This is a genomic window from Microbacterium sp. 69-10 (assembly GCF_001897945.1).
Taxonomy (GTDB): Bacteria; Actinomycetota; Actinomycetes; order Actinomycetales; family Microbacteriaceae; genus Microbacterium.
Genome location: NZ_MKRT01000026.1, coordinates 11,794 through 35,455 on the forward strand (window position 1 = coordinate 11,794; position 23,662 = coordinate 35,455).

Annotated in this window: 18 protein-coding genes and 1 pseudogene; 11 read left to right on the plus strand and 8 right to left on the minus strand. The window is 69.6% G+C overall.

All coding sequences use genetic code 11. From position 1 onward, the window contains the following. Positions 1 to 552, minus strand: a 552-nt coding sequence (locus BGN97_RS13865; RefSeq protein ID WP_363331436.1) for a phosphatase domain-containing protein, incomplete at its 3' end; no start/stop codon positions are given. Positions 553 to 565: 13 nt separating this feature from the next. Next, positions 566 to 1,222 (minus strand): DedA family protein, encoded by a 657-nt coding sequence (locus tag BGN97_RS13870; protein WP_292702664.1) that lies wholly within the window; start codon positions 1,220 to 1,222, stop codon positions 566 to 568. A gap of 43 nt (positions 1,223 to 1,265) precedes the next feature. On the opposite strand from BGN97_RS13870, the gene pabB reads away from it, so the two are divergent. From pabB to holA, 5 genes are all read left to right on the plus strand, one after another. Further along, positions 1,266 to 2,618 (plus strand): aminodeoxychorismate synthase component I, encoded by a 1,353-nt coding sequence (gene pabB / locus BGN97_RS13875; RefSeq protein WP_292702665.1) that lies wholly within the window; start codon positions 1,266 to 1,268, stop codon positions 2,616 to 2,618. 97 nt (positions 2,619 to 2,715) lie between these two features. Continuing rightward, positions 2,716 to 5,208 carry a leucine--tRNA ligase gene (gene leuS / locus BGN97_RS13880; protein ID WP_292702668.1) on the plus strand — a complete coding sequence of 831 codons (2,493 nt, stop codon included), beginning with the start codon at positions 2,716 to 2,718 and terminating at the stop codon, positions 5,206 to 5,208. A gap of 126 nt (positions 5,209 to 5,334) precedes the next feature. Further along, on the plus strand, positions 5,335 to 5,982 hold the full coding sequence (locus tag BGN97_RS13885; RefSeq protein ID WP_292702671.1) for a ComEA family DNA-binding protein: 648 nt from the start codon (positions 5,335 to 5,337) through the stop codon (positions 5,980 to 5,982). 31 nt (positions 5,983 to 6,013) lie between these two features. Beyond that, positions 6,014 to 8,293, plus strand: coding sequence for a ComEC/Rec2 family competence protein (locus tag BGN97_RS13890; protein ID WP_292702673.1), 2,280 nt, complete (start codon positions 6,014 to 6,016; stop codon positions 8,291 to 8,293). Positions 8,294 to 8,371: 78 nt separating this feature from the next. Continuing rightward, positions 8,372 to 9,418, plus strand: a complete 1,047-nt coding sequence (gene holA / locus BGN97_RS13895; protein ID WP_292702675.1) for a DNA polymerase III subunit delta — start codon at positions 8,372 to 8,374, stop codon at positions 9,416 to 9,418. 92 nt (positions 9,419 to 9,510) lie between these two features. Here the strand turns inward: holA and rpsT are convergent, their stop codons facing one another. Further along, positions 9,511 to 9,771: a 30S ribosomal protein S20 gene (gene rpsT / locus BGN97_RS13900; RefSeq protein WP_285630362.1), complete on the minus strand. Its 261-nt coding sequence runs from the start codon at positions 9,769 to 9,771 to the stop codon at positions 9,511 to 9,513. A gap of 258 nt (positions 9,772 to 10,029) precedes the next feature. On the opposite strand from rpsT, the gene BGN97_RS13905 reads away from it, so the two are divergent. Both BGN97_RS13905 and BGN97_RS13910 read left to right on the plus strand, forming a co-directional pair. After that, the gene (locus tag BGN97_RS13905) at positions 10,030 to 11,391 is read left to right on the plus strand and encodes a GH1 family beta-glucosidase (protein ID WP_292702678.1); all 1,362 of its coding nucleotides are present in this window, start codon (positions 10,030 to 10,032) and stop codon (positions 11,389 to 11,391) included. Next, complete coding sequence (locus BGN97_RS13910; protein ID WP_292702681.1) at positions 11,388 to 12,623, plus strand: MFS transporter; 1,236 nt, start codon at positions 11,388 to 11,390, stop codon at positions 12,621 to 12,623. The genes BGN97_RS13905 and BGN97_RS13910 overlap by 4 nt, the downstream gene beginning before the upstream one ends. Here BGN97_RS13910 and BGN97_RS13915 read toward each other — a convergent pair. The 5 genes from BGN97_RS13915 to BGN97_RS13935 form a co-directional block, all read right to left on the minus strand. Beyond that, positions 12,574 to 13,296, minus strand: a complete 723-nt coding sequence (locus tag BGN97_RS13915; protein ID WP_292702684.1) for an alpha/beta hydrolase — start codon at positions 13,294 to 13,296, stop codon at positions 12,574 to 12,576. The genes BGN97_RS13910 and BGN97_RS13915 overlap by 50 nt on opposite strands. Before the next feature lie 80 nt (positions 13,297 to 13,376). Then, positions 13,377 to 15,089: an ABC transporter family substrate-binding protein gene (locus BGN97_RS13920; protein ID WP_292702686.1), complete on the minus strand. Its 1,713-nt coding sequence runs from the start codon at positions 15,087 to 15,089 to the stop codon at positions 13,377 to 13,379. 129 nt (positions 15,090 to 15,218) lie between these two features. Beyond that, complete coding sequence (locus BGN97_RS13925) at positions 15,219 to 17,162, minus strand: ABC transporter ATP-binding protein (protein WP_292702688.1); 1,944 nt, start codon at positions 17,160 to 17,162, stop codon at positions 15,219 to 15,221. Then, positions 17,159 to 18,091, minus strand: coding sequence for an ABC transporter permease (locus BGN97_RS13930; protein WP_292702691.1), 933 nt, complete (start codon positions 18,089 to 18,091; stop codon positions 17,159 to 17,161). Before BGN97_RS13930 ends, BGN97_RS13925 begins: the two co-directional genes overlap by 4 nt. A 1-nt stretch (position 18,092) precedes the next feature. Further along, positions 18,093 to 19,076, minus strand: a complete 984-nt coding sequence (locus BGN97_RS13935) for an ABC transporter permease (RefSeq protein ID WP_292702694.1) — start codon at positions 19,074 to 19,076, stop codon at positions 18,093 to 18,095. A gap of 254 nt (positions 19,077 to 19,330) precedes the next feature. On the opposite strand from BGN97_RS13935, the gene lepA reads away from it, so the two are divergent. From lepA to BGN97_RS13955, 4 genes and pseudogenes are all read left to right on the plus strand, one after another. Next, entirely contained in the window at positions 19,331 to 21,190 is a 1,860-nt protein-coding gene (gene lepA, locus BGN97_RS13940) for a translation elongation factor 4 (RefSeq protein WP_292702697.1), read from the plus strand. Positions 21,191 to 21,245: 55 nt separating this feature from the next. After that, entirely contained in the window at positions 21,246 to 21,896 is a 651-nt protein-coding gene (locus BGN97_RS13945; RefSeq protein ID WP_292702700.1) for a DUF1990 family protein, read from the plus strand. Then, positions 21,896 to 23,116, plus strand: coding sequence for a radical SAM family heme chaperone HemW (hemW, locus tag BGN97_RS13950; RefSeq protein WP_292702702.1), 1,221 nt, complete (start codon positions 21,896 to 21,898; stop codon positions 23,114 to 23,116). Before BGN97_RS13945 ends, hemW begins: the two co-directional genes overlap by 1 nt. An 80-nt stretch (positions 23,117 to 23,196) precedes the next feature. Continuing rightward, a pseudogene (locus BGN97_RS13955) lies at positions 23,197 to 23,662 on the plus strand (heat-inducible transcriptional repressor HrcA); the annotation flags it as partial.

Sequence of the window (23,662 nt, forward strand, 5' to 3'; positions counted from 1 at the left end):
CGCCATGCCCGGGACCGGGGTCCGGGCATGCTCGTCCAGCACGAAGGAGTTCCAGGCCGCGATGAACGGCCGGGGGAGCGCCGTCACCATCACGGTGTCGTCCACATCGCAGACCACGCCGAAGCGCGCGTCGTCGCCGACCACGAACACGGCGGCCTCGACGGGCTCGCGTCCCTCCACCGACATCGTGAACGTCTGCCAGCCCGGCTCGAGGTGCGCCTCGATGACCGTGTCCACCACGCCACCGCGATCGGCGACCACGTCGTGGGTGCGGCCGCCGAGGTGCACCTGCACCGAGGCGAAGCTCACTGGGATGCCGACGAACGCGCGCCAGCCGCGCACTCCGGCGCCCTCACCGCGGGCGCGCTTGGGCGGTGGCGGCACGATGAGCACCCGGCCCGTGACACGCACCCAGCCGGTTCCGCCGTAGCCGGGGAACGGAACGATCGTCGCCGAACGGCCACGCCTGCGGGCGCGGCGTTCGCGCCAGACATGGAAGCGGTGCTCGAGGCGAGCGAACCAGTGGATCTTGGCCGCTGAGGCAGAGGACATCGGGTCCAGTCTTTCACGCTTCCCGGTTCGGCTCATCCTGCATGTGGCGCTCCTCGCGCCGCGCGATGAGCTTCTTGACGACCAGCACGGCGATCAGCAGCACCGCGATGGCGCCGACGAAGACATAGCCCGCGTAGTGGATGCGCTGCGAGAGCTCGTGATAGCTGCCGGCGGCGCCCGCCGCCAGACCCACGTAGATGGTCGTCCAGACGACGCACGCGGGCAGCGTCCAGGCGATGAACCGCCGGTACGCGTAGCCGCTCATCCCGACCGTGAGGGGAACGAGCGAGTGCAGCACGGGAAGGAAGCGCGACAGGAAGATCGCGATCCCTCCGCGGCGGCGCAGATAGCGCTCCGACCGTTCCCAGTGCTGTTCGCCGATGCGTCTGCCCAGCCAGGAGGAGCGGATGTGCGGCCCCGCCCATCTGCCCAGCCAGAAGCCCAGCGACTCGCCGATCAGCGCGCCGACCACGACCGCGAGTCCGAGGGCGATGCCCTCGGCCCACGAGGTGACCCCGATCGCCGCCACCAGCACGACGGTGTCGCCGGGGACGACCAGCCCGATCAGGATGCTGGTCTCCAGCATGATCGCGACGCCCGCGAGCACCGTGCGCAGGACGGGGTCGACGGACTGGACCATCTCGATCGCCCACTGCACGAAGTCGTTCACCTCACCGAGCGTAGATGCTGTCGCAGGGATCTACGCTGTGAACGTGCTCGCCCCGCTCGAAGCCCTGCCCCTGGACGGCGCCGTCTCCGCCGAAGTGCTGTTCCTGCAGCTGTTCTCCCACGCCGAGGCGGCGTTCTGGCTGGACGCCGGAGCGGATGCCGCGGATGCCTGGAGCATCATCGGGACGGGTGACGTCGAGAGCGATCAGCGAGCCGTGCGGGCGGTGCCGCTCGCGGCCGGCGCGGCCCCCGCATCCGGGATCCCCACCGAACGCACCGAGCCGCCCTTCCGCGGCGGGTGGGTCGGCTGGCTGAGCTACGAGCAGGGCGCCGAGACGCTCGGAGCGCCCGTCGCCCGGGATGACGAGGCCCGGCGTGGCGGAGCCTGGATCGCCGTCGCACGCGCTGTCGCCGTCGACCATCGCACAGGCCGTGCATTCGCACTCGCGCCGGCGGACGCGGCATCCGCCTGGCGCGACGAGGTGCAGCGGATCCTGGCGGCGCGTCCCGCCGTGCAGCCGGTCGCGCCGGCCGGACCGCGCGAGGCGGCCGCCCGGCACGGCGTCGCCGAGTACATGGACATGGTGGAGCGCTGCCGCGACGCGATCGAGCGCGGAGACGCCTACCAGCTGTGCCTGACCACGCGTTTCACGGTGCCGGGGACGGTCGAACCGCTGGCGGCGTACCGGCGCCTGCGCGCCGCGACGCCCGCGCACCACGGCGGATACATCCGCATCGGCGGGCGGCACCTGCTCAGCGCCAGCCCCGAGCAGTTCCTCTCCGTCGGCGGCGGGATCGCGTCCACCAGCCCCATCAAGGGCACCCGTCCCCGTGCCGCCGACCCCGTCGAGGATGCGCGTCTGGCCGAGGAGCTGCGGACGGATGCCAAGGAGCGGGCCGAGAACGTGATGATCGTCGACCTCATGCGCAACGACCTGTCGCACGTCGGCGAGCCCGGCACGGTGCGCGTCGAGCGGCTGTGGGAGGTCGAGACGTACCCCGCCGTGCATCAGCTGGTCAGCACCGTGAGCGTGCGGCTGCGTGAGGGGGTCACCCTGGGGGACCTGGCGGATGCCGCCTTCCCCGCGGGCAGCATGACAGGAGCGCCGAAGCTGTCGGCCATGACGATCCTGCACGGGCTCGAGCGCGCTCCGCGCGGGGTGTACTCCGGATGCTTCGGCCATGTCGGCGTCGACGGCCGGGTCGACCTGGCGATGGTCATCCGCTCGATCGTGGTCGAACCGGAGGAGACGTACGTCGGCGCGGGAGGCGGGATCACCTGGCTGTCGAAGGCGGATGCCGAGGCGGCGGAGGTCGCGGTCAAGGCGCGCGCGCCGCTGGCGGCTCTCGGCGCGGCCGTGCCCGTCGAGTGGGCGGGCATCCTCCAGTCGCGATAACCTGGAACATCCCGTTCTCCGGGGCTCCTCGCATCGTCAGATTGGTCGTTCCTTGTCCGAGCACGCGTCCGAAACCCACCCCGAATCCGCTGAGGCGATGTCCGTGCACGACATCCAGGCCAAGTGGCAGCAGTACTGGGCTGAGAACGAGACGTTCCTCGCCGGCGGCGAGGAGGACGACCGGCCTCGCAAGTACATCCTGGGGATGTTCCCGTACCCCTCCGGCGACCTGCACATGGGGCACGCGATCAACTACCTGTACCCCGACATCGTCGCGCGGTACTGGCGGCACCGCGGGCACAACGTGCTCAACCCGATCGGCTGGGACTCGTTCGGCCTGCCCGCCGAGAACGCCGCCATCAAGCGCGGCGCCGACCCGCGCGAGTGGACCTACAAGAACATCGACCAGCACAAGGCCGGCTTCCGCGGCTACGGCATGTCGTACGACTGGTCGCGCGTGCTGCACACCTCCGACCCCGAGTACTACCGATGGAACCAGTGGCTGTTCCTGAAGCTGTACGAGCGCGGCCTGGCGTACCGCAAGAAGAGCGCCGTGAACTGGTGCCCGAACGACCAGACCGTGCTGGCCAACGAGCAGGTCGTCGACGGACGCTGCGAGCGCTGCGGCGCCGAGGTCGTGAAGAAGAAGCTCACGCAGTGGTACTTCCGGATCACCGACTACGCCGACCGCCTGCTGGACGACCTGGACTCCCTCGAGGGTCACTGGCCGCACAAGGTGCTGCAGATGCAGCGCAACTGGATCGGCCGCTCGACGGGTGCCGACGTCGACTTCCGCATCGAGGGCCGTGAGGAGCCGGTGACGGTGTTCTCCACCCGTCCCGACACGCTGCACGGCGCCACGTTCTTCGTGGTCGCCCCTGACGCCGACCTGGCCGCCGAGCTGGCGGCCGGCTCGTCCGCAGAGGTGCGCATGCGCTTCCAGGACTACCTGGACCAGGTGCAGAAGCAGACCGAGATCGAGCGCCAGTCCACCGACCGGCCGAAGACCGGTGTGTTCCTGGAGCGCTACGCGATCAACCCGGTGAACGGCGAGAAGCTGCCGATCTGGGCCGCCGACTACGTGCTGGCCGACTACGGTCACGGCGCCGTGATGGCCGTGCCCGCGCACGACCAGCGCGACCTGGACTTCGCCCGCGCGTTCGACCTGCCGGTGAAGATCGTCGTCGACACGACGGTCGAGGGCGGTGCGAACGAGGGCGGCGATCTGGCCGAGCTCGACCCGTCCGCGACCGGCACCGCGCTGGTCGGCAACGGCCGGCTGGTGAACTCGGGTGAGATCGACGGGCTCGACAAGGCCGAGGCGATCGCCACGACCATCGAGCGGCTGCAGGCGGCCGGCACGGGCCGTGCGGCCAAGAACTTCCGCCTGCGCGACTGGCTGATCTCGCGCCAGCGCTTCTGGGGCACGCCGATCCCGATGCTGCACCTGCAGGACGGCGAGGTCGTCCCGGTGCCCGAGGACCGGCTGCCGGTGACGCTGCCGAGCGTGGAGGGGCTGGACCTGCGGCCCAAGGGAACCTCGCCGCTGGGCGCGGCGGAGTCCTGGGTGCGCACGATCGACCCGGCGTCGGGCGAGCCCGCCCTGCGCGATCCGGACACCATGGACACCTTCGTGGACAGCTCCTGGTACTTCCTGCGGTTCCTGTCGCCGAACAGCGACCAGTTCGCGTTCGACCCCGCCGAGGCCAAGCGGTGGGCGCCGGTCGACGGCTACTTCGGCGGCATCGAGCACGCGATCCTGCACCTGCTGTACTCGCGCTTCATCACCAAGGTGTTCTACGACCTCGGGCTGATCGACTTCCAGGAGCCGTTCTCCAACCTGGTCAACCAGGGCATGGTGCTGATGGACGGCTCGAAGATGTCCAAGAGCAAGGGCAACCTGGTCGAGCTCTCCGATCTGCTGGCGCAGTACGGTGCCGACTCGCTGCGCCTGGCGCTGGCCTTCGCCGGCCCGGTGGAGGACGACAAGGAGTGGAACGGCGTCTCGCTGTCGGGTGCGCACAAGTTCCTCGCCCGTGTCCTGCGGGTCGGGGACGAGACCGCCAGCCCGGTCGGAGCGGACGCCACTGCCGGCGACGTCGCGCTGCGCCGCATCACGCACCGGCTGCGTGCGGATGCTCCCGGCCTGGTCGAGCAGACCAAGTTCAACGTGCTGGTGGCACGACTGATGGAGCTGGTCAACGGCATCCGCAAGACGATCGACACCGGTGCGGGGGCCGCCGACCCAGCGGTGCGCGAGGCCGCCGAGACCGTCGCCATGATGCTCGAGCCGATCGCCCCGCACACGGCTGAGGAGCTGTGGGCGCGTCTCGGTCACGAGCCATCGGTGAGCGCCGTGCAGTGGCCGGACGCCGAGCCCGCTCTGCTGGTGGAGGACACCGTCACCACGGCCGTGCAGGTCAACGGCAAGGTGCGCGCCACGCTCGACGTGCCGGCCGACATCTCCGAGGCCGACCTGGAGGCAGCGGCACGTGCCGACGAGAAGGTGCAGCGGGCCCTGGAGGGCAAGGAGATCGTGCGCGTCATCGTGCGCGCTCCGAAGATCGTGAACTTCGCCGTCAAGGGCTGAGACTCGCGCGGGTCGCCGACCCCGATGAAGTGAGAACTCCTGCACATCCTCGTGATGTGCAGGAGTTCTCCACATCCGTCGCGATTCCCGGCATCCGGCGTCCCCGCGGATGCGTAGCGTGACGGAGTGCCCGCACCCGAACCAGCCTCTGAGGACGCCCCGTCCGAGGACGCCGCGCCGCGCCGACGACTGCGGCTGGGCATCGGGGCGGCGATCACCCTCGGTCTGGTGGTGCTGTCCGCGGCGGTCGGCTGGGGCATCCTGCGCGGACAGGCCGCGCCTATGGACGCCATCGCGCTCGACGACGGCTCGGCGACGAGCGCGGACGGGGTCGTCGTCGAGGGCGGCGGTCTGTACGTGCACGTGCTCGGCGAGGTGGCGAAGCCGGGGCTGTACATCCTGGATCCGGATGCCCGGCTCGTCGACGCCCTCGCGGCGGCGGGCGGCACGCTCGACACCGCCGACCTGCAGGCGGTGAACCTGGCGCGGCCGGTCAGCGATGGAGAGCAGATCCTGGTCCCCGCCCAGGGGACGGAACCGGCCGCCGACGGGGGAGCAGGGGCGTCCGCGGTCGGTGCGGACGGACGTGTCGACCTGAACGCGGCGACCCAGGCCGATCTGGAGACGCTGCCGCGGATCGGGCCGGCGCTCGCGCAGCGGATCCTGGACTGGCGGGAGCAGAACGGCCGGTTCCGCGCCGTGGAGGACCTGCTGGCGGTGCCGGGCATCGGCGACAAGCTGCTCGCGGGGTTGCGCGAGAAGGTGCGCGTGTGAAGGCGCGCCCCGGCATGATGGGCCCGCTGACGTGAGAGATCTGCGCACCAGCCTGCTGGCCGTGGTCCTCTGGGCGGTCGCGCTGCTGTGCATCCACGTGCCGGCGCTCGCAGTGCCTCTCGCCGGGGCGGCGGGCACCGGGGGTGCCGCGGCCGCACTGGCCGGGCGACTCGCACGTCGCCGAGTGAACGGGCTCGTCGTGCTGATGCTGCTCTGCTCCAGCGCAGTGGGGCTCGTCGTCGCCGGCGCGCAGCCCGCACGAGCGACGCTGGCCGAGTCGGACGGCAGGGCCGTGGAAGCGGTCGTGGACGTGTCGTCGTCGGCATCCGTCGGCGCGGACGGTCGGCTGTGGTTCGACGCGCGCACCGTGGCGCTCGGCCCTCCCGGGCAGCTCCGGCAGATCAGCGCCCCGGTGCGCGTCGGCGTCGCCCGCACGGACGGCGTCGAGATGGGTGCTCGGCTCCGCGTGACCGGGCAGGCGAAGGCCGCGGAGCCGTCCGAGCAGGCCGGCCTCGTGGTCTTCGGCGCGGATGCCGAGGTCGTGCGGCCCGCATCCGGGATCTTCGCGATCGCGGCGACGACCCGGGCCGACTTCGTCGCGCGTGCGACCCGTCTGCCCGAGCCCGGCGCCGGTCTGCTCCCGGGGCTCGCGGTCGGCGACACCCGCGCGGTCTCCGAGGAGCTGAACGACGCGATGCTGGCATCCGGCCTGAGTCACCTGACGGCTGTTTCAGGCGCGAACTGCATGATCATCGTGGCCGCGGTCTTCTGGCTCGTCTCCCTCGCCGGCGGCGGGCGCACTCTGCGCGTCGTGCTCTCGCTGCTGGCTCTGGGGGCGTTCGTGGTGCTGGTGACGCCGGAGCCGAGCGTGGTGCGCGCCGCCGTGATGGCGGCGCTGGCGATGCTCAGCATCCTGCTCGGGCGGCCCAGCGCCGGTCTCGCGATGCTGTCCCTGGCCGTGTGCGGGCTGCTGATCGCCGATCCCTGGTTCGCGGCGTCACCGGGGTTCGCTCTCTCCGCCGCGGCCACGGGCGCGCTGCTGGTGCTGTCGCGCCCGCTGCTGCGCGGCCTCGGCCGGTGGATGCCCGCACCGCTCGCGCTGGCGCTGTCGGTGCCGCTCGCGGCGCAGGTGGTCTGCGGGCCGATCATCGCCCTGTTCTCCGAGCAGCAGTCGCTGGTCAGCGTCCCTGCGAACCTCATCGCCGAGCCCGCCGCGCCGCTCGCGACCGTGATCGGGCTGCTGGCCTGTCTGACGGCCGCGGTCCCTCCCGTGGCGGATCTGCTCGCCGCAGCGGCATGGCTGCCCGCCGCCTGGATCGACATGACGGCGAGGATCAGCGCGGCCCTGCCGGGAGCGACGGTGGCTGTCGTGGCCGGTCCGCTCGCCGCTCTCGTCGTGGGGCTGCTCAGCGCCGCGGTCGTGATCGTGCTGGTGCGCCCGGCATCCCGTCGCCTGCGCACCGCATCGGCCGCGGTGATCGTCGTCGCGCTGGCGATCGCCGGCGGGCGGATGCTGCTCATCGGCCCCCTCGCGCCGCTGACCACCCCGTCGGAGTGGTCGATCGCGGGCTGCGACATCGGACAGGGCGACGCGGTTCTCATCCGCTCGGCGGGGCGCACTGCGCTGATCGACACCGGCCCCGATCCGGGCGCGCTGCAGGAATGCCTGGCGCAGACCGGGACGACCCGGATCGATCTGCTCGTGCTCACGCATTTCGACCTCGATCACGTCGGCGGAACGCCTGCCGTGGTGGGCATGGTCGGCACCGTGCTGCACGGGCCCGTCACCGAAGCCGACGAACGGCGGATGCTGGCGCGACTGGCCTCGGCGGGTGCGGCCCTGCGCGACGCGAGCGCGGGGATGTCGGGGACACTCGGCGACGCGCAGTGGCGGGTGCTGTGGCCCGACGCGGACCCCGTCGTGTTCCCGTCGGGCAATGACGCCAGCGTCGTGCTCGAGATCTCGGGCGGGGGAGTGCCGCGCACTCTGCTGCTCGGCGACCTGGGCGCGGGCTCGCAACGGCTGGTGCTCTCCTCCGGTCGCATCCGCGGCGCCTTCGACGTCGTGAAGGTGGCTCATCACGGCAGCCGCGACCAGGAGCCGGCCCTGTACGCGGCTCTGCGCGCCCCCGCGGCACTGATCAGCGTGGGGGAGGGAAACGACTACGGGCATCCGCGTGCGGAGACGCTGGCGCTGCTGGACGCCGCGGGGTCGCAGGCGCTGCGCACCGATCAGCGCGGACTCGTCCTGCTCGGGCAGCGCGACGGCGAGCTGCTGGTCTGGTCGACCCGCGCTCCGCCGGACGGCTGAACGCGGCAGCGGTCCCAGGGGCGCCTCGGCCGCCGGATCGCGCGGCGTCACGTCGGTGCCCGCCGGTAGGCTGGAGCGATGGCAGCACCTCGATCGTCCTCCCGCGGCAGCGGCTCCGCAGCCAAGGGCACGAAGATCCCTCAGGTGCCGTGGCGTGAGCCGCGTCCCGCCCCGATCGTGCTGGTGTCCGGGCCGGAGGAGGTGCTCGCCGAGCGCGCCATCGCCGGTGTGCGCGACTACCTGCGTGCCGAGGACCCGGCGCTCGAGGTCAGCGACATCCGTGCCGACGACTACGCCGCGGGCACACTGCTCTCGCTCACCTCTCCCTCGCTGTTCGGCGAGCCCCGCCTGGTGCGGGTGGCCGGTGTGGAGAAGTGCACCGACGCGTTCCTGCAGGAGGCCGTGCGGTACGCCGAGAACCCGCAGGAGGGCGCCACCGTCATCCTGCGCCACACCGGCGCCAGCGTGCGCGGCAAGAAGCTGCTCGACGCCGTGCGCGCCGGCATCGGCGGCGGGATCGAGATCCCGTGCGCGGCGATCAAGCGCGACGGCGACAGGGTCGACTTCGCGGCGGGCGAGTTCAAGGCAGCGAAGAAGCGCATCGCGCCCACCGCTCTGCGCGCGCTGGTCTCGGCGTTCGCCGATGACCTCACCGAGCTCGCGGCAGCCTGCCAGCAGCTGATCGGCGACGTCGAGGGAGACATCACCGACGACGTCATCACCAAGTACTACGGCGGTCGTGTCGAGGTGTCGGCCTTCGTCGTCGCCGACACCGCCATCGCAGGCCGCTATGGCGAGGCGCTGATCGCCATGCGCCACGCGCTGGCATCCGGTGCCGATCCCGTGCCCATGGTCGCGGCCTTCGCGATGAAGCTGCGCACGATGGCGCGCGTCGCCGGCAACCGTGAGCCCAGCCGGCAGCTGGCATCGCGTCTCGGCATGAAGGACTGGCAGGTCGACCGCGCACGCCGCGACCTGCAGGGCTGGAACGAGCGGTCGCTCGGCATGGCCATCCAGGCGACCGCCCGGGCGGATGCCGAGGTCAAGGGCGCCGCGCGCGACCCGATCTTCGCGCTGGAGCGCATGATCGCGGTGATCGCGACGCGCGAGCCGTTCGGGCACTGAACCGCGTCCTCGCTGCGCGCAGAGCGCAGGGCTCGCCGGAGACGCAGAAGGCCCGCCCCGAGAGGGGCGGGCCTTCTGCATGAATCAGCGGCTCAGAGAGCGGCGACCTGCTTGGCGATGGCCGACTTGCGGTTGCTCGCCTGGTTCTTGTGCACGACGCCCTTGCTGACGGCCTTGTCGAGCTTGACGGAAGCGACCTTGAGGGCGGCCTCAGCGGCCTCCTTGTCGCCGCCCGCGATGGCCTCACGGGTCTTGCGGACGAGGGTCTTCAGCTCGCTCTTGACGGCCTTGTTGCGCTCCTGCGCCTTCAGGTTGGTCTTGTTGCGCTTGATCTGCGACTTGATGTTTGCCACGTGTGGACACGCTTTCTGTCTGGATGTTTGATCGGATGCTGCAGACGAGAGAGGGCGCCGACAGCGGTCGTGAGGGACGAACCCACACGCAAGCCAAGAGTCAATGTTACCAGCACCCCGGCGCAGTGCGAAAACGACGGCCCCTGCGCGTCGTGCCGGGCTCGGGTGACGCGCCGAGTGCGGGATTCAGTCGCGCCGAACGTGGAACCGGGTGCAGAATCGACGGTACCCGATAGACGACGACGTCAGAGGAGCCCGATGCCCGATCCGCTGTCCGCGCCCCGCATTCCCGCGGGTCTGCGCTGGTCCACCGCCACCTCCGCTTTCCAGATCGAGGGGTCACGCACGGCCGACGGCCGAGGGCGCTCGATCTGGGACGACTTCGTCGACCGGCAGGGCGCGGTGATCGACGGCGGCACCGCCGAACCCGCCTGCGACAGCTACCGGCGCACGGATGAGGACATCGCGCTCCTCGTGGGCCTCGGTGTGGACGGCTACCGGTTCTCGATCCCGTGGGTGCGCATCCAGCCCGGAGGAACCGGGCCCGCGAACAGCGCGGCCCTCGACCACTACGAGAGGCTCGTGGACGGACTGCTGGCGCGCGGCATCGCTCCCGAGCCCACGCTCTACCACTGGGAGCTGCCCAGCGAGATCGAGGCGGCCGGCGGCTGGCTCAGCCGCGACACCGTGTCGCGATTCGCCGACTACGCCACGATGGTCGCCGATCGCCTGGCCGACAGGGTGGCGACCTGGTACACGATCAACGAGGCCGCCATGACCACCCTGCAGGGCTACGGGACGGGGGAGCTGGCGCCGGCGAAGCAGCTCCTGTTCGGCGCGCTGCCCACCGTGCACCATCAGCTGCTCGCGCACGCTCGCGCGGCCGCCCTCCTCCGCTCGGCGGGTGCGACACGCGTCGGCATCACCAACAACCACACCCAGGTGCTCCCCGCGGGCGGATCGGATGCCGATCTCGCGGCCGCGTACGCGTACGACCTCGTCCACAACCGGGTGTTCTCCGAACCCCTCCTGGCAGGCGCGTATCCCGACCTCGAGGCGCTCGGCCTCCCGCCGATGCCCGTGCAGGACGGCGACCTCGAGCTGATCGCGGACTCCCTGGACTTCTACGGCGTGAACTTCTACAACCCCACCACAGTCGCCGCAGCATCCGAGGACAGCCCGCTTCCGTTCGATCTGCTGCCCACCCCGGGCGCTCCGCTCACGGGCTTCGGCTGGCCGATCATGCCGGAGGCGCTGCGCGACTTCCTGGTCGACCTCTCCGAGCGGCATCCGGACATGCCCCCGATCGTGATCGGCGAGAACGGCGCCTCCTTCCCGGAGCCCGGCGAGGCCGTGCGCGTGCAGGACGACGACCGCATCGCCTTCCTGTCCGGGCACATCGGCGCGGTGGCCGAGGCCGTCGCGCAGGGAGTTCGCGTCGAGGAGTACACGGTCTGGTCGTTGATGGACAACTTCGAATGGGCCGACGGGTACACGCAGCGGTTCGGGCTGGTGCATGTCGACTTCTCATCCGGAACCCGCACGCCGAAGGCGTCGTACGACTGGTACCGGGATCTGATCCGAGCCGCGCGCTCGGGTGCTGAGGGAGGCGCACGATGACCGGGACGGCGAAGGTCGGCGCCGGCTGGATGAGCCTCTTCACCCTCGCCTGGCTCGCCATCTGGACCGTGCAGCTCACCCCGGTGCAGCTGCTGCTGCCCCTGCAGCTGGACACCCCCGAGGACGACTGGATCCGCGGTGTGGTGTCCTCCGGCCTGGTGCTCGGCGTCGGCGGGCTGTTCGGCATCATCGCCGGGCCCGTGGTCGGCGCGATCTCCGACCGCTCCCGCTCTTCGCGCGGTCGCCGCCGTCCCTGGGCCCTGATGGGCGTCTGGGTCTCGGCGGTCTTCCTCGTGCTCACCGGGCTCGTCGAGGGCCCCTGGCTGGTCGGCGCCTGCTGGGTGGGCGTGTCGATCGGGGTCTCGGTGGCCTCCGCGGCCTTCACCGCTCTCATCGCCGACCAGCTCCCTCCCTCGCAGCGAGGTGCCGCATCCTCGGCGGTGGGCTCGAGCCAGGCCGTCGGCATCGTGCTGGGCGTGGGCCTGGTGGTGCTGCTCGGCCTCGGCGTGCTGGCCGGCTACCTCTTGCTGGCCGCGATCATCGCGGTGGTCGGCACGCTGACCGCGCTGATGCTGCCTGATCCGCCGGCCTCGGCATCCGAGCTCCCGCCGCGAGCCGGCGACAGACCACGCCTCGCGTCGCTGCGCGACCGCGACTTCGCCTGGATGCTGTGGGGCAGGCTCGTGGCCAACATCGGCAATGCGCTCGGCACGGCGCTGTTCCTGTTCTTCCTGCTGCACGGGCTGAAGCAGCCGAACGCCGAGGCGCAGGACAACCTGCTGCTGCTCATCGTCGTCTACACCGTGTTCGTCGTGATCGCCTCGGTGTTCACCGGCATCCTGTCCGACCGCACCGGGAGGCGCCGCGGGCTGACGGTCGCCGCGACCTTCGTTCAGGCGGCGTCCGGCGTCGCCATCGTCATCCTGCCGACTTTCGAGGTGACGATGATCGCCGCGGCGCTGATGGGCCTCGGGTACGGAGCCTTCTCGACGGTCGGACTGGCCTTCGCGACGGACCTGCTGCCGGACCAGCAGGACCACGCGAGGGATCTGGGGATCGTGAACGTGACCGCGGCGCTCGGACAGCTCATCGGCCCCGTCGTCGGCGCAGGCCTGGTGGCGCTGGTGGGAGGGTTCTGGTTGGTCTTCCTGATGGCGGCGGTGCTGTCGGTGGTCGGCGGCCTCATGACCGCTCTCGCACGACAGCCAGAGCCAGCTCCAGCACCGCGTTGAACACCCGCGGCCGCATGGCCGTGACCAGGTGCGTGGTGCGCGGAACCACGATCAGCTCGGCGTGCGGTGCGAGCCGGCGGAACAGCCACTCGTGCGTACGCAGCTGGTCGAACTGGCCGTTGACGAACCACAGCGGTACGCGGATGCGGGCGACCGACCTGGCGATGTCGAGCGCGGCCAGGCTCCGCAGCGCGGCGTCCTGGGCGTCGAGCGCGTAACCGCCGGCGCCGAAGTCGGCCCTGGTCTCCTCGGGGATGGTCGCCGCGAGGATCTGCGCGGCCAGCCATTCCCCCCGGTCGGGAAGGGAGTTCATCGCGCCGGCGACCAGGCGGTACGCCGCCAGCGCCGGGCCGCGGGGGAGTGCACTGCACGACGCCGCGATCAGCGCAGCGACGGGCGGCGGATCCTCGCCGCCGACGAACGCCAGTGAGAGCAGGCCGCCCATCGAATGGCCCGCCAGCAGCACGGGGCCCGCCTCGGCCGCGGTGCGGACTGCGGCGTCGATCGTGTGCAGGGCCTCGTGCAGAGTGAAGTCCTCGTCCATGCGCGTGCCGTGCCCGGGAAGGTCGACGGCGGTGGCGGGGACTCCTGCCGCCTCGAGATGGGCGAGCTGCGCGCGCCACATGGTGGCGGAGGTGCGGATGCCGTGCACCAGGACGACCTGCGGAGTCACAGTCCCAGCATAGAAAGAAGCGGGGCCGGTGGATGAACCACCGGCCCCGCTCGCTGTGACAGGTCGAGAAGCCCTAGGGGTTACTTCTCCCAGCCGACGTTCTCGACGGGCTGGATGCCGAAGCCGTCGAGACCCGTGTAGGCCTCGGGGGTCAGGTTGGCCAGACCCTTCTTGGCTGCGGAGATCGAAGGACCGTTGTAGAGGGAGATGAGGCCCCAGCCCTCGAGGAGCTTCGGCTCGAGCTTCATCGCCGCGGCGACCTGCTCCTTGCCGTTGCCGATCTTCTCGATCTCGTGGATCTCGGCGTCGGTCTCGTCGCTCCAGACACCCGACAGGTTCAGGCCCTGGTCGGCGCCGTAGAGCTGGAACATGTCGCCGACACCGTACGGGTCGGAGGACGTGAAGCGCAGGCTCGCAACGTCCCAGTTCTTGCTGTTGTAGTCAGCAGCGAACTTGTTGGACGGGCGGACGTCGATCTTCAGATCGATGCCGACCTCCTTCTCCATCTTCTGGAACGACTGAGCAAGCGCGGCCTGCGTCGGGTCGTCGCTGAAGACGGGGTACACGACGGACAGCTTGACGCCGTCCTTCTCGCGGATGCCGTCGGAGCCCTTCTTCCAGCCGGCGTCGTCGAGGAGCTTGTTCGCCGCCTTCGGGTCGTACTTGTAACCGGCCTTGGCGAGCGAGTCGCTGTAGCCCGGCTGGAACGAGTACATCAGGAAGGAGCCTGCGGGCTCCTCGGAGTAGTCCAGGCCGTTCCAGGCGATCTTCTTCTGCTGGTCGATGTTGATCGCCTTGAAGAAGGCCTCGCGGACCTTGACGTCCTTGAACTGCGGCTTCTCGGAGTCCACCTCGACCAGCGTGTTCGCCGTCTGCTGCGCACGGTAGATCTTGATGTCCTTCATGTCCGCGACCTGGGCCAGGCGGTCCTTCGTGCCGACGCCGACCATGTCGATCTCGCCGTTCTTGAAGGCGTTGATCGAGGCCTGCGCGTCCATGCCGGTGAAGGTCACCTTGTCGAGCATGGGCTTGTCGCCCCACCACTTGTCGTTCGGCTTGAACGAGATGAAGCCCTTGTTCGCGTCGAACTGGTCGACGGTGTACGGGCCGGCGCCCCACTCCGGGTGCGGGTTGCTCAGGAACGCCTTGTTGAACAGGTCAGGCGTGTTGATCGCGGGGTGCAGCAGGATCGTGAATCCCTTTGCGATCCACGGGTACTCGCCCTTGTAGGTCACGATGGCGGTCTTCGGCGTGTCACCCTGGGTGACCGACTCGACGTTGTCGTAACCGCTGGTCGAGTTCGGGACGAAGCCCTCGTCGTTCGAGCGGTTGGCCTTCCAGGTGGCGTCGATGGCGGTCCAGTCCATCGGGGTGCCGTCGTTCCAGGTCGCCTTGTCGTTGAACTTGAAGGTGATGACCGTGTTGCCGTCCTTGACCTCGTTCTTCCACTCGTCGAGGTAGGCGTCGTTCTTGTACGGCGTGCCATCCGGCTTGAACAGGATCAGCTGCGGCATGTACCACGCTGCGATGCGTGCCGTGTCCGCGCTGCCGTCGCTGTTGAACTGGTTCAGCTGCTCCGGGATCTCGTTGATCGGGAAGTTGACAGTGCCGCCCTGCTTGAGGTTCTCGCGGGGCTGCGGGTTGTAGTCAGCGAACGCCGTCTTCTTGCCGGTGTCGCCGCCCTTGTCCCCGCCGTCACCGGTGTTTCCGGTGTTGTTGGCTGCGCACCCGCTCAGAGCGAGTGCGAAAGCGCCGGTGAGTGCCAGCGCTCCCATCAGCTTGTGCTGCTTCATGGTGCTCCTTTCGCCTTTCGGCGTGTCATTAGGGAGGTTAGTTCGCATCGCGTCGCAATCGAGGCGTGCATGAGTGAATCGTGACTAACCGTTATCGGACGGTGATCCGACGGTTACATCACCGAAATCTCAGACCGTCGCGGGCCGCGTGCTCATCGTCTCCGGGTCGAAGATCACGCGCTGACGCGTGCGCTCGATGTCCGGATCGGGGACGGGGATGGCCGACAGCAGCGCCTGCGTGTACGGATGCTGCGGGTTGTCGAACACGTCGTCCACGTCGCCGTACTCGACGAACTCGCCGAGGTACATGACCGCGACGCGGTCGGCAATGTGGCGGATGACCGAGAGGTCGTGCGCCACGAACAGGTACGACAGGCCCAGCTTGACCTTCAGCTCGTCGAGCAGGTTGATCACGCCCGCCTGGATCGAGACGTCCAGCGCCGAGACCGGCTCGTCCAGCACGACGATCTTCGGGTTGGTCGAGAGCGCGCGGGCGATGCCGATGCGCTGCCGCTGACCACCCGAGAACGCGCCGGGGAAGCGGTCGCGGTGCGCGGGGTTCAGGCCGACGAGGTCCATCAGCTCCTGCACGCGGCTGTGGATCTCGTCCTTGTTCATGCCGATGGCCTGCATGGGCTCGGCGATGATGTCGGTCACCGTCATGCGCGGGTCCAGGGCGCCCATGGGGTCCTGGAACACGATCTGGATGTCGCGGCGCAGCGTGCGCTCGACCTTCCTGCTGTGCAGGCCGTTGACGCTGGTGCCCGCGATGATGATGTCGCCGTCGGCCTGCTTCTCGAAGTCCATGATCTGCAGCAGCGTGGTGGTCTTGCCGGAGCCGGACTCACCCACGATCGCCATGGTCTCGCCCTCGCGGACGTCGAAGCTGATGCCCTTCACCGCGTGCACCTCGCCGACCTTGCGCTTGAACAGCGCGCCCTTGAGCAGCGGGAAGGTCTTGACCATGTTGCGCACCTCGAGCGTGACGGGACGCTCCTCGCGCGGAGTCCGCGTGAGGCTGCTCTCGTGCAGCTCCGGCGCCGGGTACACCGGCAGACCGCCGATGAGGCCGTCCGAGTCGATCTGGTCCGCGCGGATGCAGGCGGCGAGGTGGTTCTCGCCGGAATCCGACGCGATGGGCACGAGGTCCGGCTCGCGGCGGACGCACGCGTCGATCGCGATCGGGCAGCGCGACGCGAACGGGCAGGCGTCGGGCAGGTCGATCAGCAGCGGCGGGTTGCCCTTGATCGGGATCAGGGGCTCCTTCTCGGCCTTGTCGACGCGCGGGATGGCTCCGAGCAGGCCGATCGAGTACGGCATCCGGGTGTTGTGGAACAGCTCGTGCGCGGGGGCGTGCTCGACGGGCTTGCCCGCGTACATCACCATCACATCGTCGGCCGTGCGGGCCACCACGCCCATGTCGTGCGTGATCATGATCACGGCGGCACCGGTCTCGTCCTGCGCCTTCTCGATCAGGTCGAGGATCTGCGCCTGGATGGTGACGTCGAGAGCCGTGGTGGGCTCGTCGCAGATGATCAGGCGCGGGTTGTTGGCCATCGCGATCGCGATCACGACGCGCTGGCGCATTCCGCCAGAGAACTCGTGCGGGAAGGACTTCATCCGCTTCTCGGGGTTCGTGATGCCGACGACGCGCAGCAGCTCCAGCGATCGGTCCCAGGCCTCGCTCTTGGAGAGCCCGCGGTGCACGGTGAGCGCCTCGACGAGCTGGTCGCCGATCGTGAACACCGGGGTGAGCGAGGTCAGCGGGTCCTGGAAGACCATGGCCATGCCGTTGCCGCGGATCATGGACATCTGCTTGTCGGACTTGCCGAGCAGCTCCTGGCCCTCGAACTGGATGGAGCCGGTGACCTTGGCGTTCTCGTCGAGCAGGCCCATGATCGCCAGCGACGTGACGGACTTGCCCGATCCGGACTCGCCGACGATGCCGAGGGTCTTGCCCGCCTCGAGGTCGAAGGAGACGCCGCGGACGGCATCCACACGGCCCGCCTCCGAGGCGAAGCTGACCTTGAGGTCGCGGACGGAGAGAACGGTCTTCGAAGTGGGGGTGCTCATGCGCGGCCTCCAGCCGCCGAAGTGGGATCGAGGGCGTCGCGCAGGCCGTCGGCGACGAGCGCCATCGAGACGGTCAGCAGCGTCAGCGCCAGGGCGGGGAAGTAGAACAGCCACGGAGCACTGGTCACGCTGGCCGCGCCGTATCCGATCAGGGATCCGAGGGAGACATCGGGCGCCTTGACGCCGAAGCCGATGAACGACAGGCCCGTCTCGGTGCCCACGGCGCCGACGATGCCGAGGGTGAAGTTGATCACCAGCAGCGAGCCGATGTTCGGGACCAGGTGGCGCAGCACGATACGCATGCCGGGGACGCCCATGTAGCGCGCGGCGTCGACGTACTCGCGCTCGCGCAGCGACAGCGCCAGCGTCCAGATGACACGGGCCGGGAAGAACCAGCTCACGAAGATCATCGCCAGCGAGATCACGCGCCAGTCGCCGCCCGCGTTGTTGGAGACGAGGGCGAGGATGAGGAACGTCGGCACGACCATCAGGAAGTGGATGACCATCAGCGTGATCTGCTCCACGCGGCCGCGGAAGTAGGCGGCGGCGGTGCCCACGATGGCCGACAGCGCGGTGACGCCGACCGACACCGTGACGGCGATCATCAGCGAGCGCTGCAGGCCGACGGCCGTCTGCAGCCAGTTGTCGTTGCCGGAGGCGTTGGTGCCGAACCAGTGCTCCGAAGAGGGCCCCGTCGACAGGTTCATGAAGTCCTGATCGTCGATCTTGTACGGCGTCAGGAGCGGGACCACGATGGAGTAGATCACCATCAGGACGAAGATCACGATGCCGGCGACGGCGGGCTTGTTGCGCATGAAGCGACGCGTGTACAGCGTCCACTTGCTCAGCTGCTTGCCGGGGACGCGCTCAGCCGTGGTGTCGGGGCCGACGGGCGGCTGCACCGCGGGGTCGATCATCTCGGTGCTCATATCAGCTCACCCTCACTCGCGGGTCGAGGACGACGACGGCGATGTCGGCCAGCAGGGCGCCGATGGCGGTCAGCACAGCGCCGAAGGCTGCGACGGCGACCACGCCGTGCACGTCGTTTCCGTTGATGGTGGTCAGGAAGTAGCGGCCCATGCCCTGCCAGGCGAAGATCGACTCGGTCAGGATCGCGCCGGTGAAGATGCCGGGGATCGAGAACGCGACCTGGGTCGCCACCGGGATGAGCGAGGTGCGCAGCGCGTGCCGGCGGATCGCCTGCTGCTTGGTCAGGCCCTTGGCGCGCGCGGTGCGCACGTAGTCGGCGCTGATGTTGTCCAGCAGCAGGGTGCGCTGCAGGAAGTGGTACTGCGCGTAGCCGATGACCACCAGGGCGATCGTGGGCAGGATGAGATGCTGCAGCGCGTCGACGATGACGGGGAAGAAACCGGTCACCCCCTCTGACGAGGAGCCGGTGACGAAGAAGACCCGAGTGCCGACCCAGGTGTTGAAGTTGATGGCCAGGATCACGACGGCGAGTGCCGCGACGATGATGTTGATGTTCATCGTGATGATCGAGATGCCCTGCCAGATGCGGTCACCGAGCTTGTACTGGCGGGAGGCCGTGTACACGCCGATCCAGATGCCCAGCAGCGTCATGATGATCGTCGCGCCGAGCACGAGCTCCGCGCTGACCCACATGCGGTACGCCACCTGCTCGTTGACCGAGCCGCCCGTCGGGCTGACACCCCAGTCCCAGCGCAGGACGATCCCGGTGAGCCAGGTCCACCACCGCTCGACCAGGGGGACGGTGTTGTCCAGGTTGCGGGGGCGGAGCAGATTCTCGATCTGCTCCGGGGACAGCGGGGGCTTTCTGCCGACGTAATTGCTGCGCGGATCGAGGAAGGACCAGGCCAGGATGTAGGTGACATTGGTCGCGACCACGATCATCAGCAGCCAGCCGAGAGCTCGGCGCACGAGATACTTGATCAAGGTGGTGATTCTTTCTCTTCTACAGCGCGCTCGGGATCTGCCGACGCAACGCTGGGTCGGGATGACATTCAAGCACCATCCACGAGATAACGCACACCGGCAGGACGGGCGGCTGTGACGGAGTCCTGTGCTCCGCGGAACCCGGTCTCCGGGTCGGGGCAACTTCGCGAGACTATCACCGCACGCGCGGAATGCGGGATTCCGGCGCGCTCTCGTAGACTTGCGGGAACCCTTCCTGCAGCATCAAGGACCTCATGTCACCCCGCGCTCTCACTCCGCTGTCGCCTGCCGCGACGCCCGCCTCGCAGATCCGCAACTTCTGCATCATCGCCCACATCGATCACGGCAAGTCCACCCTGGCCGATCGGATGCTGCAGATCACCGGCGTCGTCGCCGACCGGGACATGCGGGCCCAGTACCTGGACCGCATGGACATCGAGCGCGAGCGCGGCATCACCATCAAGAGCCAGGCCGTACGGATGCCATGGCAGACCGACTCCGCCACGGGGACGACCGAGACGTTCGCGCTCAACATGATCGACACCCCCGGGCACGTGGACTTCACCTATGAGGTGTCCCGCTCCCTCGCCGCGTGCGAGGGAGCCATCCTGCTGGTCGATGCGGCGCAGGGCATCGAGGCGCAGACGCTGGCCAATCTGTACCTGGCGCTGGAGAACGATCTGACGATCATCCCCGTGCTCAACAAGATCGACCTGCCCGCGGCCGATCCGGACAAGTTCGCCAAGGAGCTCGCGGACCTGATCGGCGGGCGGCCCGAGGACGTGCTGCGCGTCTCGGGCAAGACGGGCGTGGGCGTTGAGGCGCTGCTGGACCGCATCGTCAGCGAGATCCCCGCCCCGGTGGGGGATGCCGACGCCCCGGCGCGCGCCATGATCTTCGACTCCGTCTACGACGCCTACCGCGGCGTGGTCACCTACGTGCGCATGGTCGACGGCCGGCTCGAGCCGCGCGAGCGCATCCAGATGATGTCGACCAGGGCCGCGCACGACCTGCTCGAGATCGGTGTCTCCAGCCCCGAGCCGACCCCCACGCAGGGTCTCGGCGTCGGCGAGGTGGGCTACCTGATCACGGGCGTGAAGGACGTGCGCCAGTCGAAGGTGGGCGACACGGTCACGACGCTGCGCCGTCCTGCATCCGAGGCACTCGCGGGCTACACCGACCCCAAGCCGATGGTGTTCTCGGGCATCTACCCGATCGACGGCAGCGACTACGCCGAGCTGCGCGAGGCCCTGGACAAGCTCAAGCTGTCGGACGCGTCGCTGCAGTACGAGCCGGAGACGTCTGTCGCGCTGGGCTTCGGCTTCCGCTGCGGCTTCCTCGGCCTGCTGCACCTCGAGATCATCACCGAGCGGCTCTCCCGCGAGTTCGGCCTGGACCTCATCACCACCGCGCCCAGCGTGATCTACGAGGTCACCACGGACACGGGGGAGAAGGTGGTCGTCACCAACCCCAGCGAGTACCCGGACGGCCGGGTCGCCTCGGTGGCCGAGCCGATGGTGAAGACCGCCATCCTCCTGCCGAAGGACTACGTCGGCACGGTCATGGAGCTGTGTCAGTCCCGGCGCGGGGCGCTGCTGGGCATGGAGTACTTCTCCGAGGAGCGCGTCGAGCTGCGCTACCGGATGCCGCTCGGCGAGATCGTGTTCGACTTCTTCGACCAGCTGAAGTCCAAGACCCAGGGCTACGCGAGCCTCGACTACGAGCCCGACGGCCAGCAGGAGGCCGACCTGGTGAAGGTCGACGTGCTGCTGCAGGGCGACAAGGTCGACGCGTTCAGCGCGATCGTGCACAGGGAGAAGGCGTACGCCTACGGCACGATGATGGCCGAGCGTCTCCGCAAGCTCATCCCGCGGCAGAACTTCGAGGTGCCGATCCAGGCCGCCATCGGCGCCCGCATCATCGCCCGTGAGACCATCCGCGCCCTGCGCAAGGACGTGCTCGCCAAGTGCTACGGCGGCGACATCAGCCGTAAGCGCAAGCTGCTCGAGAAGCAGAAGGAGGGCAAGAAGCGGATGAAGATGGTCGGCCGTGTCGAGGTGCCCCAGGAGGCGTTCATCGCCGCGCTGTCGGGCGACGTCGAGGGCAAGAAGTAAGGACGGCGGCACGTCGTCGGGGTGTCGTTCAGGCACGTCGCGTAGGCTGGAGATCATGCGTCGCGGGACATTCCGAGAAGGCACTGTGGACTATGCCGCGGTCGGGGCGACGCACGCCCCCGACCTCATGCAGTATCCGCCGGAGAACAGCATCCCGGCCGAGGAGTCGTGGCGGATCGGCAGCGGCGAGGACCGGTTCCGGTCCGCAGGCGATGCCCTGCTCTCGTGGACCGCGCAGCGCGCGGCCGGCCTGCAGCTGAGCGATGTGCGACCGGCATCGGGGGACACCTACACGGGCGTCAGCTTCGACGCCGAGGGCGCCCCGATCGCGCCGAACCGCAACCAGGTCGAGCAGCGCTACGACGCCGAGGGCACGCCGTTCGTCGCCCCCGGGATGACGCTGAAGGTGCGCGGCCGGGTCAAGGGCATGCGCGCGGATGCCGAGCTGCGGGTCATCTCGGTGACCGAGGAGCGTCGCCGGATCGGGTTCGTGCTCGGCACCGTCGGCGGCTCCGTGGTGCGCGGCGAGGAGTCGTTCGACATCGACTGGCGGGACGACACCGACGAGGTGTGGTTCACCGTGCGCGCGTTCGACGCGCCGGCCGCGATGCTGTACCACCTGCCCGGCATGGTGAAGCGTCGTCGTCGCGAGCTGCTCTCGCGGTATCTTCGGGCGATCTCCCCGCTGTACGCGACGCCCATCTGATGGCCGGCCCCCTGCCTCTGGGAGATCCGGCGCCCGCGGACGGCCGACTCCCGGACGGGCTCCCGGTCGATGCGACGACGCCGTTCTCCGCCTACCTGCACGTGCCGTTCTGCCGGGTGCGCTGCGGCTACTGCGACTTCAACACCTACACGTCCAGCGAACTGCGAGGGGCGCGCCAGGACGAGTACGCCGACACGCTGATCCGCGAGATCGACCTCGCCCGCGCGGTGCTGGACGAAGCCGGCGCGGTGCGACCCATGGACACCGTGTTCTTCGGCGGCGGAACTCCGACGCTCCTGCCCGCCGGTGATCTCGCGCGCATGCTCCGCGCGGCATCCGACGCCTTCGGTCTGCGTGACGGCGCGGAGGTGACGGTCGAGGCGAACCCCGACACCGTCACGCCGCAGGTCGTCGAGACGCTGCTGGACGCGGGCGTCAACCGGCTTTCTATCGGCATGCAGTCCGCCGTGCCGCACGTGCTCGCGGCGCTGGACCGCACGCACGATCCCGAGAACGTGGCGACCGCGGTGCGCGCGGCACGGGACGCCGGGCTCGACGTCAGCGTCGACCTCATCTACGGGGCGCCAGGCGAGTCGCTGTCCGACTGGGAGCGATCGCTGGACACGGCTCTCGAACTCGCGCCGGATCACATCTCGGCCTACGCGCTGATCATCGAGGACGGCACGAAGCTGGCCCGGCAGATCCGTCGCGGCGAGGCGCCCGCCCCGGACGACGACCTGCAGGCCGACATGTACGAGCTCGCCGACCGGCGGCTGTCGGATGCCGGGTTCGCCTGGTACGAGGTCAGCAACTGGGCTCGCCGGCCGGAGAACGCCTCCCGCCACAACCTCGCCTACTGGCGCGGCTCCGACTGGTGGGGCTTCGGGCCCGGTGCGCACAGTCACGTCGCGGGTCTGCGCTGGTGGAACGTCAAGCACCCGGCTGCGTACGCGCAGCGGCTGGCGCTGGGGGAGTCCCCTGCGGCGGGGCGCGAGCAGCCCGATCAGCAGGCGCGCACGCTGGAGCACGTGCTGCTGCAGAGCCGCCTGGCCGAGGGGCTGCCGATCGACGACATCGCGGAGACGCACCGCGAGCGTGTCGCCGAGCTCATCTCCGACGGACTCGTCGATGCGGCATCGGCACTGCGCGATCGGCGGGTGCGGCTGACCCTGCGCGGACGCCTGCTGGCGGATGCCGTGGTGCGGGCCCTCACGGAGTAGCCGGACCGCCTCCGGGGACCGCGCCGTTCCGACAGAGTAGGATTGGCACTCGACAGGCAGGAGTGCCAGCGGGAGGGATGATGGTCACAGAACGAGGACTCGAAGTCCTTCGCGCGATCGTGCAGGACTACGTCGCGACCCACGAGCCCGTCGGCAGCAAGTCGATCGTCGAACGGCACGCCTTCGGGGTCTCCGCCGCCACGATCCGCAACGACATGGCGCTGCTGGAGGACGAGGACCTCATCGTCGCGCCGCACACCTCGTCGGGCCGCGTGCCGACGGACAAGGGCTACCGGCTGTTCGTGAACCACCTGGCCCAGGTGCGCCCGCTCTCCACCGGGCAGCGCAACGCGATCGAGACGTTCCTGGCCGACCCCGCCGACCTCGACGACCTGATGGCCCGCACCGTGCGCGTGCTCACCCAGCTGACCGGGCAGGTCGCGCTCGCCCAGTACCCGTCGTTCGCGCGCGCCAGCATCACGCACATCGAGCTGGTCGCGCTCGCGCCGAACCGGATGCTCGTGGTGCTCGTCACCGATGCAGGCG

Excerpts from the sequence above, each read along its gene's own strand:
- lepA (WP_292702697.1), top strand. The coding sequence starts at position 19,331 with ATGTCACCCCGCGCTCTCACTCCGCTGTCGCCTGCCGCGACGCCCGCC.
- BGN97_RS13925 (WP_292702688.1), bottom strand. The coding sequence starts at position 17,162 with ATGAGCACCCCCACTTCGAAGACCGTTCTCTCCGTCCGCGACCTCAAG.
- hemW (WP_292702702.1), top strand. The coding sequence starts at position 21,896 with ATGGCCGGCCCCCTGCCTCTGGGAGATCCGGCGCCCGCGGACGGCCGA.
- BGN97_RS13945 (WP_292702700.1), top strand. The coding sequence starts at position 21,246 with ATGCGTCGCGGGACATTCCGAGAAGGCACTGTGGACTATGCCGCGGTC.
- BGN97_RS13910 (WP_292702681.1), top strand. The coding sequence starts at position 11,388 with ATGACCGGGACGGCGAAGGTCGGCGCCGGCTGGATGAGCCTCTTCACC.
- BGN97_RS13930 (WP_292702691.1), bottom strand. The coding sequence starts at position 18,091 with ATGAGCACCGAGATGATCGACCCCGCGGTGCAGCCGCCCGTCGGCCCC.
- BGN97_RS13905 (WP_292702678.1), top strand. The coding sequence starts at position 10,030 with ATGCCCGATCCGCTGTCCGCGCCCCGCATTCCCGCGGGTCTGCGCTGG.
- leuS (WP_292702668.1), top strand. The coding sequence starts at position 2,716 with ATGTCCGTGCACGACATCCAGGCCAAGTGGCAGCAGTACTGGGCTGAG.
- BGN97_RS13920 (WP_292702686.1), bottom strand. The coding sequence starts at position 15,089 with ATGAAGCAGCACAAGCTGATGGGAGCGCTGGCACTCACCGGCGCTTTC.
- holA (WP_292702675.1), top strand. The coding sequence starts at position 8,372 with ATGGCAGCACCTCGATCGTCCTCCCGCGGCAGCGGCTCCGCAGCCAAG.